This window comes from Clostridium aquiflavi (assembly GCF_031344075.1).
Lineage (GTDB): Bacteria > Bacillota > Clostridia > Clostridiales > Clostridiaceae > Clostridium > Clostridium aquiflavi.
On record NZ_JAVJAN010000003.1, the window covers coordinates 25696 to 42969 of the forward strand.

The 17274-nt window shown below is 24.5% G+C and carries 15 protein-coding genes, 1 tRNA gene and 2 pseudogenes; 17 read left to right on the forward strand and 1 reads right to left on the reverse strand.

The genetic code is table 11. The features are described 5' to 3' along the window. Positions 1-102: 102 nt before the first annotated feature. From RGC78_RS01360 to RGC78_RS01410, 12 genes and pseudogenes are all read left to right on the forward strand, one after another. A pseudogene (locus RGC78_RS01360) lies at positions 103-360 on the forward strand (AlbA family DNA-binding domain-containing protein); the annotation flags it as partial. Between the two features lie 42 nt (positions 361-402). Beyond that, complete coding sequence (locus tag RGC78_RS01365; RefSeq protein ID WP_309555865.1) at positions 403-1644, forward strand: DUF8451 domain-containing protein; 1242 nt, start codon at positions 403-405, stop codon at positions 1642-1644. A gap of 605 nt (positions 1645-2249) precedes the next feature. After that, a complete protein-coding gene (locus RGC78_RS01370) occupies positions 2250-2795 on the forward strand; it encodes a hypothetical protein (protein ID WP_309555866.1) in 546 nt (181 codons plus the stop codon). Positions 2796-2848: 53 nt separating this feature from the next. Next, positions 2849-3160: pseudogene (locus RGC78_RS16175) on the forward strand (DUF4440 domain-containing protein). Between the two features lie 196 nt (positions 3161-3356). Next, positions 3357-3890, forward strand: a complete 534-nt coding sequence (locus RGC78_RS01375; protein ID WP_309555868.1) for a GNAT family N-acetyltransferase — start codon at positions 3357-3359, stop codon at positions 3888-3890. 136 nt (positions 3891-4026) lie between these two features. After that, entirely contained in the window at positions 4027-4542 is a 516-nt protein-coding gene (locus RGC78_RS01380) for a hypothetical protein (RefSeq protein WP_309555869.1), read from the forward strand. 386 nt (positions 4543-4928) lie between these two features. Next, positions 4929-5570 carry a hypothetical protein gene (locus RGC78_RS01385; protein WP_309555870.1) on the forward strand — a complete coding sequence of 214 codons (642 nt, stop codon included), beginning with the start codon at positions 4929-4931 and terminating at the stop codon, positions 5568-5570. A gap of 514 nt (positions 5571-6084) precedes the next feature. Continuing rightward, on the forward strand, positions 6085-6312 hold the full coding sequence (locus RGC78_RS01390; protein WP_105177016.1) for a DUF3791 domain-containing protein: 228 nt from the start codon (positions 6085-6087) through the stop codon (positions 6310-6312). After that, positions 6309-6794 carry a DUF3990 domain-containing protein gene (locus RGC78_RS01395; protein WP_309555872.1) on the forward strand — a complete coding sequence of 162 codons (486 nt, stop codon included), beginning with the start codon at positions 6309-6311 and terminating at the stop codon, positions 6792-6794. The genes RGC78_RS01390 and RGC78_RS01395 overlap by 4 nt, the downstream gene beginning before the upstream one ends. Before the next feature lies 1 nt (position 6795). Further along, positions 6796-7038, forward strand: a complete 243-nt coding sequence (locus tag RGC78_RS01400) for a hypothetical protein (RefSeq protein WP_309555873.1) — start codon at positions 6796-6798, stop codon at positions 7036-7038. Between the two features lie 94 nt (positions 7039-7132). Next, the gene (locus RGC78_RS01405; RefSeq protein ID WP_309555910.1) at positions 7133-8359 is read left to right on the forward strand and encodes a Y-family DNA polymerase; all 1227 of its coding nucleotides are present in this window, start codon (positions 7133-7135) and stop codon (positions 8357-8359) included. 227 nt (positions 8360-8586) lie between these two features. After that, a tRNA-Trp gene (locus tag RGC78_RS01410) sits at positions 8587-8661 on the forward strand. Positions 8662-9108: 447 nt separating this feature from the next. Here RGC78_RS01410 and RGC78_RS01415 read toward each other — a convergent pair. Continuing rightward, positions 9109-10176, reverse strand: a complete 1068-nt coding sequence (locus tag RGC78_RS01415) for an NAD(P)H-dependent flavin oxidoreductase (protein ID WP_252214432.1) — start codon at positions 10174-10176, stop codon at positions 9109-9111. Between the two features lie 273 nt (positions 10177-10449). On the opposite strand from RGC78_RS01415, the gene RGC78_RS01420 reads away from it, so the two are divergent. The 5 genes from RGC78_RS01420 to RGC78_RS01440 all read left to right on the forward strand — a co-directional run bounded on the left by RGC78_RS01420 (position 10450) and on the right by RGC78_RS01440 (position 17197). Beyond that, entirely contained in the window at positions 10450-10635 is a 186-nt protein-coding gene (locus RGC78_RS01420) for an alpha/beta-type small acid-soluble spore protein (RefSeq protein ID WP_252214434.1), read from the forward strand. A gap of 286 nt (positions 10636-10921) precedes the next feature. After that, complete coding sequence (locus RGC78_RS01425; protein ID WP_252224442.1) at positions 10922-11623, forward strand: RNA polymerase sigma factor; 702 nt, start codon at positions 10922-10924, stop codon at positions 11621-11623. A gap of 22 nt (positions 11624-11645) precedes the next feature. Beyond that, the gene (locus RGC78_RS01430) at positions 11646-13031 is read left to right on the forward strand and encodes a DUF4179 domain-containing protein (protein ID WP_309555875.1); all 1386 of its coding nucleotides are present in this window, start codon (positions 11646-11648) and stop codon (positions 13029-13031) included. A 307-nt stretch (positions 13032-13338) separates the two neighbouring features. Next, the gene (locus RGC78_RS01435; protein WP_309555877.1) at positions 13339-14469 is read left to right on the forward strand and encodes a metallophosphoesterase family protein; all 1131 of its coding nucleotides are present in this window, start codon (positions 13339-13341) and stop codon (positions 14467-14469) included. Then, positions 14459-17197 (forward strand): AAA family ATPase, encoded by a 2739-nt coding sequence (locus tag RGC78_RS01440; protein ID WP_309555911.1) that lies wholly within the window; start codon positions 14459-14461, stop codon positions 17195-17197. The genes RGC78_RS01435 and RGC78_RS01440 overlap by 11 nt, the downstream gene beginning before the upstream one ends. Positions 17198-17274: the final 77 nt, after the last annotated feature.

Consider the following 17274-nt stretch of genomic DNA (forward strand, 5'->3'; position numbering starts at 1 on the left):
AAAATCTCCTAAAGATATATTTCAGTATATGAATATGATAGTGAGGAATCAGCAATTGATACTATTGTTAATTATTACATAGAATTAAGAGGTGGAATAATAATTTTAGGAATTAAAGAAAATAAAAGTAAGGGTACTTTTGAGGTTCAGGGTGTAAAAAATATTGATAAAAGAATTCAAGATTTTTGGAATACCATAAATGGAAGTAAAACAAATAAAAATTTATTAATTGATAAGGATGTACAAAAATTAACTATTAAAGATAAAGATGTTTTAGTAATAAATATTCCAAGAGCAAGTTATAAACAACGACCTATATATTTAAATGAAAATCCTTATAAAGGAACTTATAAACGTAATGCTGAGGGAGATTATAAATCAACAGAAGATGAAGTTAATGCAATGATAAGAGATGCATCAGAAGAAGGTAATGACGGTGTAATACTTGAGGATTATAATATAAAAGATTTAGATGAAGATACAATAAAAAAATATAGGAATAGGTTTAGTTCTAGAGAGCCAGATCATCCTTGGAATGATCTTAGTAATGAAGAATTTGTTGAAATGTTAGGTGGAATAAAGGAAGATAGAAGAAGGAAAATTAAAGGTGTAACAGTAGCAGGAATGCTTATGTTTGGAAAAGGTATTTATATTAGAGATTTATTTGCTAATATAAATTTAGATTTTAGAGAAGAAATTAATGTGGATTCTAACCAAAGATGGTCAGATAGATTTACCATAGATGGAACGTGGGAAAATAATCTTTATAACTTTTATTTTACAGTAATAAATAAGCTGACAAGCAATGTAAAAGTACCATTTAAATTAGAAAATTTAGAGCGTAAGGATGATACTTTAGTTCACCAAGCAATAAGAGAAGCATTTGTAAACCAAATAATACATGCTGATTTTAATATACAAGGAACATTAAAAATTATAAAAACTAAGGATAGTTTAGAGTTTACTAATCCAGGAAATTTAAAAATAGATCTTGAAAGCATATTTAAGGGGAGAAATTCTAAAAGTAGAAATCCTAGAATTCAAAAGATGTTTTCTTTAATAGGACTAGGTGAAGGTGCAGGATCAGGATTCCCTAAAATATTAGCTGCATGGAATGAACAAAATTGGAGGACACCTGAGTTAAAAGAAGAAATTAATTTAAGTCAGGTGTCTTTAAAACTATGGATGATATCCATGTTACCAGAAGAATGTTTAGAAGCTTTAAAAAGTATATTTGATAAAGATTTTAATTCTTTTAATAAAGATGAAGTATTAATACTTGCAACGGCATATTTAGAAGGCAGTGTGAATAATGCTCGTATTCAATTAATGATGGATAAACACTCATATGATATAACTGGAATACTACATTATTTAGTTGAAAAAGGGACATTAGTAGTAGATGGTTATGGAAAAGGAAAAGTATATTCTTTAAATTATGATTATAATCTAGCAGTAAAAAGAATTAATGAAATGAGTTTAACTGAAGATGAAACTAAAATTATAGAATATATTAAGAAATATGGTTCAATAAATAATCAACAAAGCAGAGATGCTTTTAAGTTTGGTAAGGATAAGAATGTTACATTATTTAATGGATTAATCAAAAAGTACCGAGTAGATAATAAAAAACAGATGTATTAGTAACAAGAAATGTAGAAATACCTTTGGATTCGGAAAAACAAAAGTATTAGCATTACTTAAATATTTAGAAGAATTAGGAAAAATAAAGAGAATAGGTAAGGGTTCATATACTAGATATGAATTAATAGATTAAAATCAATCGCCCGCTTAATCGCCCGCTTAATCGGTTGATTGAGCGGGCGATTGTTATATAAAAAATAATTTTGTATAAATATTAACTTAAGTTGCATTTTTATTGAAATAATAAAACTAGGTGAAATCATCTTTAGGAAAGTTTTTCTAATAAAATTTCCAGGCACAAGTACTAGGAAAACCTTAGTATTAATATATCCTAAATAATGTTATTTTATAAGGGGTAAAGTGGGGGGCAAAACTTAAATTTTAATATTATAATACAAGCTTTAAGTATTGATACTATCATGTTCGTATAAAATTATAGTGAAGTAAGAATACATAATTCAAATTGTAATATGGATAGAGTAGATTTTGAAGAATCTATGAAGATACCAAATTTAATACCAATAAGGGCATCATTAGAAAAAGCTATAAGTCAAGAAAATATGTTATAATTTGGTATGTATTACATAAAAATAGGAGTACTAAATATGAAGATTCAAAAACAAGTTAAAATTATAAATAAGGAAGAATTGCAAGTTTATGAAAAGAATATACGAAGCAATGCTGAATTAACAATTAATAAATTAAAATTAATGATTAATCAGAATACAGGTTTAGAGATATTATTTAAATTAAAATTTAAGAAATGTGGATATGAACCGTTATTTGGATATGAACTAAATATAATTGAACAGCTTAATCAAATGTTTACTTATATCGTTTCTCTAAAAGCATTGTATATTTTATTAGAAAAATACAAAAATAAAGAGTTTGTAGTTAACTTTGGAACTCAAGGAGGATATGATATTATAAGCGATGATGAAACAATAATATGTGAATGTTTTGCTTCCACGAATCCAATGAGTAATTGTAAAATTAAAAAAGATTTAGAAAGGCTAAAAGCAGATAAGATTGCTTTAAAAAAATATGAATTTTTCTATTCGCTAGAAGCTAATGAAACAACATTAGAAAATTTGAGAAATAACTATCCTGATATAGATATAATAAGAATTAATAATGTTAGTATAATATAATATATATTAAATAGGATGTCGGAGGGAACAATATGGAATTTAGTCAAGAATAAATATTAGAAGCAAAAACTGATTTATTAAAATCTGAAATAAGAAAATCATCAGAAAAAATAAATCAAGTTTTGGCAAATGATTTTATTGAGTTTTCTAGTTAAGGTAAAGAATATTATTACAAGAATGGTGATGTATTTCAAGATGAAATGGATAATATTCAATTTAATTGGGAAATTGTAAACTTTAGAATAAAAGAGCTATCATCTGATTGCATATTATCAATGTATAAATTAATTAAGCATAATGAGATTGATGAAAATAAAAAATATTCACTACGTAGATCTATATGGAAATATACTAATGGAAAGTAGAAAATGTTTTTTCATCAAGGAACTATAACATCTAAATTTTAAAATAGACTTTAATTAAAAGTGTTGTTAGATAAGAATGTGAATATAGATATTTGTATTATATATTTAATTATACAAATATATACAATTTTAGTATAATAATAACATAAAATTAAGATAGAGATTATGTATATTAGGTATATGTGGAGGTGAATTTATGAGTAATGTTATATATAGAAAAGTAACATTAGAAGAATGTCAGTGTATAAATGAAATGAACCCATCTCAATATATAGGAAAAGCGTGGAGAGAAGTAGATGGAAAACGTCAGTTAGTAGAAATAAATTACCAAGATTGCAACTGGCCGAATGGTTATGAATATCACATTAGCCATTTAAAAGAAACTATTTTAAATAAGGGAAGTGCAATTGGTGCTTTTAATAGGAATAATAAATTATTAGGATTTGCAACAATTAATCGTCAGTTCTTCGGTGAAAGGCATAATTATGTTTTATTAGACCAATTGTTTGTAACATTAGAATGTAGAAATAAAGGAATAGGCAAAAAGTTATTTATACTTTCGGCAAATGTAGCAAGAGAATGGAACGCAGATAAAATTTATATTTGTGCTGGTTCAGCTGAGGAAACAATTGCATTTTACTTTGCAATAGGATGTACAGAGGCAGAAGAAATAAATAAAGAACTATACGAAAATGACACAAGAGATTTTCAATTGGAATTCTCCTTATAAACTTTTTGTTATAAACATAATCTTCTTAGCATTAGATAAAGTTTGTTTAATATGGAGTATTTACAAAACATGATATAGTTAACTTATAAATGGTAATTTTATATAATGGTTATTATTAAATTGGGGGAGGATTCATATGACATTAAGAAAGGAACTTAAAGTACCAAGTATAGACGAAAAATTATTATCAAAGACAATAGAATTAATAGAATATATTTCTAGAAAATTAGAATTAGAAAAGTGGAGCGTTGAAGATGATAAGGTTTTATTTGAGAGCGAAGCTGTAGCAAAAGATATAGAAGAGAAAAAATCACAATTAAAAGATTTGACAAAACGTAAAATTAATATTTTGGAGTTTGATAATTATGAATGTGCTTGTAGTATTGAGGAAGTCGCTATAGATTTTTTAATGCCAGAAGCACCATATGTATCAGAGATAACTGAAGAGCAGTTAGCTGAGTTAATACAAGAATTTTCTACTTTTGAACAAATAACTGTTAATCATGAAAATTATTACCTAAGATTATTGGAAAAAAGTTTTGGACTTAATGATATTAGTGATTACATTTTTTGGCCAAACGTTAAAGGTATGTCTCTTGATGCGGAACCAATAGAAATTGCTAGGAAGATTATTGAAGATTCTAAGAAGTAATATTTATTGATAGCACTAAATTTAACATATTTTAACAAGTGATTTCATATACTAAATTTACCCTCACCACCACCCCTAAAATATCTTTTCTTTTATCATTTTCTCTGTTTTGCAAACCAAGATTGTATAATAAAAAAAGTTGATAATGCAAAGGAGCAGAGCTTTGGGGTAGATTGACATTATTAATTTTTTATAAGGTTTTTTCTTTAGGCAAAACAATACTTAAGGCTTGTACTATGATTAAGAAGTTAATTTCACCAATTCTTAAATTTTTAATAAATAGTATCAATATTACTATATTTACAAAATATGATATAATTTATTGAAAGATAAATAGTAATTTATGTTGTAGATAAATTTACATTAAATATTTAGGAGAAATTATTGTGAGAATAGAGAAAATTAGAGTAATACAACTAAAGAATGAGTATATTAAAACATTTGAGGGTCAAGATAAGCTTCAAAATATAGTAGAGAATATTATAAACTGTTATGAAAAAGTTGAATATAGTGAAGATGATTTCAGAATATCTGACATTGCAATGGAAGCTTATTATCATGATTTATATTTGGATGAAAATTCGAAAAACCAAAAAATCTTTCGGGATTTATTTTTAGGACTTAAAGATTTTAAGTATACTTACTCAAGGTGGGAATCTGAGATGAAAATAAAGAATCCTACAAAAGAACAAATTGCAAAACATATAATAGATACCTGGTTTTATGAAATTAGTCCTGATGATACTGAAGAAATTGAAAATATAGATCAAAGCCAGGCGTATGTTTTTCATGAAGATGTTGATTTAAAATGCATTCCAGCAGATAGAGTAAAGGAAATAATAGTAGATTTTGATAAAGAAAATATAATAAATACAGCTAATAAGTTAAAAAAAGAATTGAACTCATGTGGGATTTTTGTAGAGAAATTTGATGAGGATGATAGGAAACTGATTGATGATATTATGAAAATATTTGAAAAATCAGTTGAAGAAAACACAGATATATTATATATAATAAATTATTTATAGTATTTTAATTTACATAAAAAATATATAGAAAAACATTGCAATTTCCTACTGCTACTGGAAAGCTAAAGTATTACCGATAAGGCTTACTAATTCATTAATATCCATTTTAAGATCATCTCCTACATATAATATATGGACTTAGAGATAATATTTCATCTATGTGTGAAAGTAAGATTTATAAAAGAGATAAAAATGAAAAAGTTGAGAGCTAGAGGTAGTTGAGAATTAAGAGTGGATAGTGGAAAGGATTGGAGAAAATTCCTTTGGGGAATTTTTGAAAATATATTTTTTAGAAAAGATGAGATTTTCAACTATAACCTTCAATTCTCATCTCTCAAATTTTCACTAAAAACATGGTATAGTATGTTTTTTATTAAGTTTATAAAATAAATAATATAGGTTATAATTGAAGTAATAACGAATTTATTAAAAAGTGTTATATGGTAGTATGATATTTGTATAAAAAGAATTTTTTGCAACGAATAATTATATTATGAATGTGAGGTTTTTTAAGATGGTGAAATTAAATAATAAAGAAAGAATAAGTGAGTTTGTATCATTTTGTATAGAAAATTTTAAAATTAAACATTCTATGTCTGGAAAAGATGTTGCTAATTTATTTAAAGCAAGTGGTGCACTTGGATTTATAATAAATGGATATGATATGCTTCATACTCAAGGAAAAGAATATATATTAGAAGAGATAGAGATATTTTTAAGAAATAGGGGGTATGAGCTGTGATTTTATATCATGGTAGTAATGTAGTTGTTACTGATCCTAAAATAATAAAAGCTAATAGAACTTTAGATTTTGGAAATGGATTTTATACTACAACTAGTAAAGAACAGGCATGTAAATGGGCAAGTATTAAGAAAAATAGAGAAAACTCAGAATATGGTATATTAAATATTTATGAGATTGACGATAAAGTATTAGAAAGTAAAATTCTAAAAATTAAGAGATTTAATGAAGCTTGTGAGGAATGGTTAAATTTTGTTATTGATAATAGATTGAATTTAAAATATAGACATGAATTTGATATAGTAGAAGGACAAGTAGCAGATGATAGAGTTTATGTTTGTTTAAATGCTTTTGAAAATAGATTTATGGATATGGAATCTGCAATAAGAGAACTTAGAACTTATAAGTTAGCAGATCAAATATCTTTTCATACAGAAGAAGCAATTAATTCATTAAAGTTTATTGGAAAAGAGGAGGTATAGTATGTCTTTACCTGAAATTACTCAAGAAAATGTACATGTATTTATTCCTTTTAAGGTTGCAAAAGTTACAGGTATGATCATTGAAACAGAACATAATAGCTTGGAAGATGCTTTAATGGAAGTATATAATTCCAAGGTTTACTCTGACTTAGAGAATGAAGAAACTAAGCTTTGGCATGAAGGTGCTACTTATATATATGAAAGCTTAAAAGAAGAAAAACAAAATAAATCTTTATTTAATTAGTTTATTAAATAAAGATTTATTTTTTTACTTTACAATAGAACTAATGTTCGTATAAAATTATAGTGAAGTAAGAATACATTTAGGGAGTGTAGATATATTGGGTAGAAGTGATAAATTAATTTTTCATATAGATGTTAATTCTGCATATCTTTCTTGGACAGCACTTAAACTTTTAAATGAAGGTAGCAATATAGACATAAGAAAAATACCATCAGCTATAGGTGGGGATGAGGAAAAACGTCATGGTGTTGTTTTAGCAGCATCAATACCAGCCAAGAAGCTAGGAGTAAAGACAGGTGAGAGTTTATATGAAGCTAAAAAGAAATGTCCTAATTTAGTTATATATCCGCCAGATCATAGTTGGTACTTTAAACTTAGCAATGAAATGGTAAAAATATTAAAGGAGTATTCTCCTAAGATAGAAAGATATAGTATTGATGAATGTTTTATGGACTGTACTCATTATAAAGGTAATTATAATATGATGTCTGTAAATATCAAAAACAGGATAAGTTCAGAGCTTGGGTTTAACTGTAATATAGGAATATCAACAAATAAATTATTAGCTAAGATGGCAAGTGACTTTAAACCTAAGAATTCAATACACACTTTATTTAAAAATGAAATTAAACAAAAAATGTGGCCACTTCCAGTTGGAGAATTATTTATGGTTGGTAAATCTACTAAATTGAAATTAGCTAAATTAAATATTAAGACAATAGGAGAACTAGCTAATTTAGATGTTAATTTTTTAATTGAAAAAATGCATTCACATGGAAAACTTATATATGAATATGCTAATGGAATAGATAATTCTGAGTTAGTTGAATCAGAATCTTTAAAAATAAAAGGAATAGGAAATTCTACGACTCTTTCTAAGGATGTTGATAATACTGAAGAAGCTTTGAAAATCCTACTTTCTCTTACAGAAAATGTTTCAAGAAGGCTTAGAGAAAGTAAAAATTTATGTTCTATTATTACTGTAAGCATAAAAACTAATAATTTTATATTATATTCTCATCAAAAGGTTTTAAGTAACTATACAGATAATACTATGGAAATTTTTAAAGGAATAAAAAAAGCTTTTTATGAATGTTATAAAGGAGAAAAAATACGTTTATTAGGAGTTAGACTTACTAAATTGTGTGATAATAAGTATTATCAGCCTAGTCTTTTTGATTTTAAAAATAATGAAAAACAGAAGAGTCTAGATATTACAATGGATATGATAAGAAAAAAATATGGTAAGGAGTCTATAGTTAGATCTGAATTATTAAATTCGTCTGCAATAAATTTAAAAGATGATATAAATAAATACTGATTAAATAAAAATATAAACTAATTATGTTATGAATAAATTTAATATAATTAGATAAGATAATGTTTTATTATTAGTTAAAAGTTGAAAATTATATTTTATGTATTTTATCTTAGAATTTTAAATTTAATAAGTATAAAAAAAGAAGATAAGTTTAATTTTACTATTAAGTTATTTTTTAAATCTTGTTGACATAAATATGGTATTCATGTTAAAATTAAAAACGACTTAGGGGTATGGCTCAACGGTAGAGTAGTGGTCTCCAAAACCATTGGTTCTGGGTTCAAATCCTAGTGCCCCTGCCATAAGAAAAAGCTAGAATATAAATTCTAGCTTTTTTTATATTTAAAATTAATACTCCGTTTTAAATGTGTGTTGATATATGCAATAGGTAAAGTGTCATTCCTAAGTTTAATTACTCGGCCCACTGTGCTTATGCACATATCAACACTGTGCTAAAACAGAGCCAAAATTAAATAAAAAAAGATATTGATATTAAGTGATTTTTTTAATATCAATATCTTTTAAAAAGTAAATAATTAAATAGATAATTTTTACTATTATATATAATAAGCAAAGTTGTATTTTAACTTAACCTTGAGGATTATCAAATAAAATTAAAAATAAGGGTAATTATTAAAATCTTATATATTTAGGTTAAAATGAGAATATATTTATTTTATTATGGATAAGTTTAATTAATTTATACAACTTTACCTATGAATATATCAATAAAATGTGAATAGATTATATTAAGCTTTTCTCAATTCTTCTTCTAATTCAGTCATAAGTTCTTTAACAGACATCATTTTATCAATTCTACTTGCGTTTTCTCCACAGAAGATAAGTCCTTCATTAATGTTTCCATTAACAGCATTCATAAGTGCTTTACTTATGCAATAAGGTGTTGTTTTAGGATCACAAGGAGTTAAACAATTATAGCAACTAGTTATATTTTCTCTACCTGTTAAAGTCTTTTTTATGAAATCATTTTTTATAGCTCTGCCAGGCATTCCAACAGGACTTTTAACAATATCTATATCTTCTTTTGAACAATTAATATATGCATCTTTAAATTCTTGTGACGCATCGCATTCGTAAGTAGCAACAAATCGTGTAGCCATTTGGACACCATTAGCACCTAGTTTAAGATATTTAGCAATATCATAGCCGTCATAAACACCACCAGCTACTATTACAGGAATTTCCTTATTATATTTTTCACTATATTTTTTTGTTTCTTCAATTATTTGAATTATAGTGTCATCAAAATTTATATTATCATTTTTTAGTTCTTCTTCTTTAAATCCTAAATGTCCACCTGCTTTAGGACCTTCTATAATAACTAAATCTGGAGCTATATTATCATGTCTATCCCATAATTTTAAGATTACCTTTGCAGACTTTAATGATGAAACTATAGGTGCAAGTTTTACTTTTGAATCTTTTGCTATTTTAGGTAGCATAGTAGGTAAACCAGCACCAGATATTATTAAATCAATACCAGCATTAATAGCTGTTTTTACATATTCAGCATAGTTGCTGCTTGCAACCATTATATTAACTCCAATTATTCCATTAGGAGCATTCTTTTTAGCAGTTATTATATGTTCTTTTAATGCATTTAAATTTGAACCTAAAGCATCTTTATTAAAATTAGAATCTTTATAGCCTAATTGAGCAGAAGAAATAATACCTATTCCTCCAGCATTAGCAACCGCTGATGCAAGCTTTGAAGCGGACACGCCTATTCCCATTCCACCTTGTATTATTGGAAGGTTTGCTATTAAATTACTTATTTTAAGTGAATTAAATTTCATATTCATTTATCCTTTCAAACAAATTTGATTGTTAAACATTTTGATTATCAAAGTATTTATTATATTATAATTTAAAAGTTATATATTAACAACCCTTAAATATTAGATTATAGTGTAATAATAAATTTATTTTGTATTATATTCTATAAGTACATTTAATTACCAAGAATATATATATCTATATTGGATAATATAATAGTGTAGCCAGGAAGAGTTAAATAAAATTTAAATTTTCCTGATTATATAAATACCAATAGCCGAGGAGGGATTGTTATGTCAAACAGCGTATTAGTTCCAGAAGCAAAACAAGGATTAGCTAGATTCAAGAACGAAGTAGCTAATGAACTAGGAGTACCATTTAGTGAATACAATGGTGATCTAAGTTCAAGACAATGTGGTTCCGTAGGTGGCGAAATGGTTAAAAGAATGGTAGAGCAATACGAAAACTCAATTCAATAACAAATTGAAAAGAGAATAAATATAACTAAGTAAAGTTATATTGTATTGCAAAACTAGGAGGGTACACTACTTAAAATGTAGTGTACCCTTTCTTTTTATTTATAAAGTTTTTTATCTAAGCATTATATTTTTATTACTAAAAAATATTTGAAAATAGTTTAGAATAAGAGTAAATACAAATTTTATATAAAATATAAAAAAATACTAGAACATTATTAAGAGTAAAAGCATCTAATAAGTAGTTAAATAAATAAAGTCTTTTATATTGAAAGGAGGAGAACATAAAATGTATAGTAGTTATTTTAATAATTTTTTTAGTTGTATAGATATATTTAATTTTATAAATTTAAATATAAAGAATGATATTTTAGATAGAAAATTAAATATTATAAAGCAACAAATAAACAAATTATATGAAATGAATATAACTCAAAATAAAAGTGAGAAAGGAAAAGTTGAAAATAATATAGTTGATTATAATAAATTGAAAAAATGTAGTACTGAATATAAAGCTTCAAAGGGGGATAAAGAAGCTTTTATAGAATTAATTACAGAAAATAAGTTGTCATTATATAGAGTAGCGAAAGGAATATTAAAAAATGAAGAGAAAGTAGAGGATGCCATTCAAAATACAATATTAAAGGCTTATGAGAATATAGTAAAAATAAAAAAACATGAGTACTTTAAGACTTGGATTATTAGAATTCTTATAAATGAATGCAAAGCAATAATTAAAAAAGAAAAAAGAGTTATTTATTTAGATGAAACAATTATAGAAGGCAATTATGAGGATAAATATCAAGATATAGATTTAGAAACAGCTTTAAATAACATTGATGAAGATTTACGCGAATTAGTAGTCTTGTATTATTTTGACGACATTCCTCAAAAAGAAATTGCTAAAATTTTAAATATTAATGAAACTACAGTTAGGACAAGACTTTTAAGAGCTAGAAAAAAGCTTTACGAGTTATTAAAATTAGAATAGTTAGAGAGGAGGAAAAATAAAAGTGGACAATAAAAATTTTGATAAAATATTAAAAGATAAAATTAAAAGTAAGTATAATAATGTTCCAGATAAAATAGATCTAATGATTCAAGAAACATTGGATTCACTTAAGCCTAAAGAACAAAAAAGATATAGAAAAGTTATTAGTATAGCAGTTATTTGCTTTTGTGTATTATTTGCCAGTATAGGTGTGGGGATAACTACGACAGCTAATGCATTAGGTCTTCCAGTTAAGGATTTTATAGCTGAAATAATGGGACTATCACCTCAATATTCTGATTATGCATCTGATGTAAATATAACTAAAGAGAGTAATGGAGTAAATTTTACAATAACAAGTGTGCTTTATGATGGATATAAGCTTAAAATAGCATATAAAGTAGAAGGTACAGTGGCGGATTCTTTAGAAAAACTTGCGAAATTATCATCTTTTCTAAATACTAAAGTTTCAGTAAATGGAAAAGAAGTAAATCTAACTAGTTCGGGATATTCAAAGCCTATAAATAGTAATACTGTTGGTGGAATTAATATTTTTGATATAGATGATACCATGTATGATAATTCATTTATGGGATTAACACAATTAGATATTTTAGATACGTTTAACTTTAATATTAGTATTGAAGATGAAATTGACAATGAAAAATATAAATGGGATTTTAATATTCCTATATCTAGTGAAAAAATTAAGAGTAAAATAGAAGAATATTCATTAGATAATACTGTAGGGGATTATAAAATAAAAAATGTAATAGTAACACCTATAAGCACTTATATAAGTGGGACATTTAAAGATTCTAAAGATAAAATATCAATTATGAATTATATTGTTGTTGATGATAAAGGAAGAGAAGTTAAAATTGATAATTGCAATGAAAGTACAGGAGTTGGTGGAGGAAAATTTAGATGTGAAATTTCAAATAATGATTCAGAATTAAATTCATTAACATTTATTCCTTATAAAAATAAGCAACACTATTCTCCAGAAGAAATGCCATCTACCGATGAGGAAGCAAAAGAATTTAAAAAGGCATATAGAGAAAAATTGCAAAAAGAAATAAGTTTAACATTAAGTGAAAATGGATTTAATTTTACCAGTGATTCTGAATTGAATATAACTAAAGTGATAAGAGAAGAAAATAAAACAAAAATATATTATGAAACTAAGTATCCAACAATGGTAAATTTACGATTAAATATTTCAAGAGATGATATTAAAACAAAAAGTAATAACAATGTAGAAAATGTAGAAAGTATTGAATCAGGAGTTGGAGTTGTAACATTAAATGGAATATTAGAAAATAAAACTTATAATTTAATATATGATAGTCCAGACAAATCATTAGAAGTTTATGAAGATAAAGCAGTTACTATGGAATTAAAATAACAATTCTTATGTTTTAAATAAATATCATGAACTTATGTAGATTTCTTTATTAAAGTTTATCAATTTTCTTAGTATTAAAAATATAATTGTTATTTTAATACTAAGTGTAAAAAGTTCTTTTGTAGTAGAAAATTTTATTACAAAAGAACTTTTTTATGTGAAATTTTCAATTTAAATTGAAATGTAAGATATTTTAATTAATAGTATAAAATTATATAAATAAATGTTGGAAATAAAGGAAAATTTTTGGACTATTATTAAATTTCATGATAAAATGAGAACTAAAGTTCGATGAAAAGGTGATATTATGAAAAAAATAAAAATTTTACATACATCAGATTTACATTTTGATACTCCTTTTAGTGGAATGAAGAATAATAAATCTATTAAATGTAGAGAAGAACTTAAAGAAGTCTTTGAAAAAATAATAAAAATTTCATTAGAAAATAATATAGATATTTTATTAATTGCAGGAGATATGTTTGATAATTTATCAGTAAATAAAAGTACATTATGTTTTTTAAAATCATGTTTTGAGAAAATAGATAAAGTAAAAATATTTATAAGTCCAGGTAATCATGATCCATATAACGAAAAATCGTTTTATAGTATGATCGAGTGGCCTAAAAATGTATATATATTTAAGGGCAATATGGAAAAAGTGGTTTTAGAGAATTTAAAAACTATTATATGGGGAGCTGCTTTTACTCACAATTATATTTATGAATCCTTAATAAAAGGTGTAAATAGAATTGATGGATATAACAATATAATGGTTATTCATGGAGAGATATCATCAAAAGAAAAGAATGAATATAACCCTATAACTGAAGAAGAAATTGCTAAAAGTAATATGGATTATATAGCATTAGGACATAGACATAAGTATGTTGGTGTTAATAAAGTATCAAATACTTATTATGCATATAGTGGGTGTCCACAAGGAAGAGGATTTGATGAATTAGATGACAAAGGAATTATATTATTAGAGATTTCTAATAGATATTGTGATTATAAGTTTATAAAAACAGCTATTAGAAATTATTATGAAATGGAAATAAATATAGAAGGTTGCTTTGGATACAATCAAGTTAAAAGTAAAATTTTTAGTTGTATAGATAAAGAAAATATTAAAGATAATTCTTATAAAGTAATATTAAAGGGAGAAATTAATGAGGAATTTAATTTAAGAGAAGAAATCATAGAAGAGATGATAAAAAAGGATGATTACAATATAAGAGTAATAGATAAAACTGAAGTGAAAATAGATATGGATGAATTGTTGAAAGGGTATTCAATAAAGAGCTTATTTGCAAGAAAAATATATGAAGAACTAGAAAAAGCAGAAACAGAAGAAGAAAAAGAAATAATAAAATTAGCTTTAAAGAAAGGACTTCAAAGTTTATCAGGTGAAGAGGTGAGAGATTATAATTATTAAGCAAGTTAATATAGAAAATTTTGCAGGGATAAAAGGAAGAATTATAAGCTTTGCTAATAAATTTAACTTAATATATGGTGAAAATGAAAAAGGTAAAAGTACAATAGAGAATTTTATAAAGATATGGCTTTATGGATTTGAAAAAAATCGTGGCAAAGATAATGATAGGAAAAAGTTTACTCCATTAACTGGCGGAAAAATAAGTGGAGAATTAACAGTTGAACATGAAGGGGTAACATATGTTATAAGAAGAAGTTTTGGATTAACTAAAAAAGAAGATACCTGTGAAATACTTGATGAAGTAACTGGAGATAAAATAGATATACCATATAATAATGAACCAGGAAAATATTTTTTAGATATAAACTTATCAACATTTTCTAAAACTTTATTTATAAATCAATTAGGGGTTATGGTAAATAAGGATAAAGAAGAAGAAATAATGGAGAAAATAACTAATACTTATAATTCAGGAGAAGAAAATGTATCTTTTAAGAAAGCAATAGAAGTATTAGAAAAAGGAAAAAAGAAAATTAAGACAACTAGGAAATCTGGGGAATTAGATTTACTTACAGAAAAGAAAAATTTACTAAAAGAAGAATTATGGAATGCATATACTCTGTCAGAGGCAAACATAGAAAATGAAGAAAAATTATTAAATACTAAAAATGAAAAAGAAGAAATAATAAAGAAATTAGATAGTTTAGAATTATACAAGAAGTATATAAAAAAGAGTAATTTACAAAAAGATTATTTAGAAATTGCGCAATATTTAAAGAAGAGTGAAGAACTTAAGAAAAAAGAAGAAGTAATAAATGAAGAACTAAATAGAAATTATACTAATATAAATAGTGAGTTTTTAGAAGAATTAAATAAAGAGTATAATAGATATTTAAATTTAAATGATATAAAACAAGAAAAGAAAAGAGAATTAAATATTTTACAAAATAAATTAAATGAAAAAAACAATGATTTTAAAGAATATAAAGTATTAGATTCCCTTTGTGAAGAAGATATAAAAGATAAATTATATGTATTAAAAATAGAACAGGAAAATTTAAAGGAGAAATTATATAAAGTTGAGTCTATAGAAAATTCTATAGAAACTTTTAAAAATGATTTAAATATTAGATCTAATAAAATGAGGAATTTGGAATATATAGCTGAATATAGAGAGGATATAGAGGAAAATATTAATTTATATAAAGATAAATTAAAAGAACTAAAATATAAATTAGAATTATACTCATCAAACAATGAGAGGTGCTCTATAAAAAATATTAAGAATAAGATGATTTTTATTTATGTATTGTTTGCTTTGTTTTTAGTAGTTTTATTTATAGGTATTTTTAAAGAGAACTTTATAATAGATATCTTAACAGTACCTTTACTAGCTATTTTGACTAAAGTCTATTTAAAGTATTCACTAATAATGAAGGAAGCTTCTATTAAAGAAAAAAATAAACTTAGCATACAAAAGCTAAAAAATGAAGTAGAACAATATGAAGAAAAATTGAATTTGCATATGAATGAAATTAATTGTAAGGATTATGAGAATTTAATAAAGCAATTATCACAATATGATTCATATAAAATCTATAAGGATAATATTTATGCATCTATAAACTCTAAAGTTAAAGAAATTAATGATTTTAATATAGAAGAATTAAATAATAAATATAATAAAAATAAGAAAGTACTAGAATCATTATTTAAATTATTAGAGTGTAATTCCATAGAAGAAACAATAAATAAAGTAAATATATATAGTAAATTTAAAAAAGAGTTATTACCAATGGAATATAAAATTAGTTCATTAGCATTAGAACTAAAAGAAATAGATTTTCAACTAAAGCATAAAGAAGAAGATTTAAGAGAAAAGACAAAAGGAATGGAATTTGAAAATATTGATATATTAGATTTTCATATAAAAATTAAAGAGTATAAGGATAAAGTTAATAAAATAATGGAAGTAAAAAGTAATCTTAATAGTGTAGAAGAAACATATAAGGTGCTTTTAAAAGATAGGAATATAGAAGAAATCAAAAAAGAAATTAAAAATATATTACCTGATGATTTAAGCTATTCTTATAAATCAGAAGAAGATATAGAAAAAGAAATAAAAAAAAGTTCTAACAAGTTATTAAAAATAGAAAAAGAAATAAAAGATTTAGAACATCTTATAGAAAAACGATATTTAGGTAAACGAGCAATAGCTGAGATAGAAGAAGAATTATATGATGCTCAGGAAAAAATTTTAAAGTGTGAAAAAGAATTTAAGGCTTTAGAAGTAGCTTCTTTAAAATTACAAGAATCATTTAAAGAACTAAGAAGCAATATAGGACCTAAGTTGAACAATGAAGTATTAAAAAATTTTAATTTCTTAACATTAAAAAATTATAAAGATGTTAAAATATCTGAGGACTATAAGTTAAAGGTGAGGGATAATAGCGTATTATTTGATTCAGAAATATTAAGTAATGGAGCTAAGGATCAGTTATATCTATCGCTAAGATTATCATTTATAAATATGCTGTTTAAAAATAAGAAAGTGCCTATATTTTTAGATGATGCATTTATACAATATGATGATAATAGAAGAGAAAGAGCATTAAAGCTATTAATAAAAGAAGATTTTAATCAAGTAATATTTTTTACATGCCAAACAATAGAAAAGAATATTTTAGATAATATTTCATATGATTATAATTTAATCGAATTAAGTTAATAATTATATTATAGTTTGACAAGTATAAGAAAATAAATTAAAATTATATTTGCAAATGCAAATCATATGCAAATAGG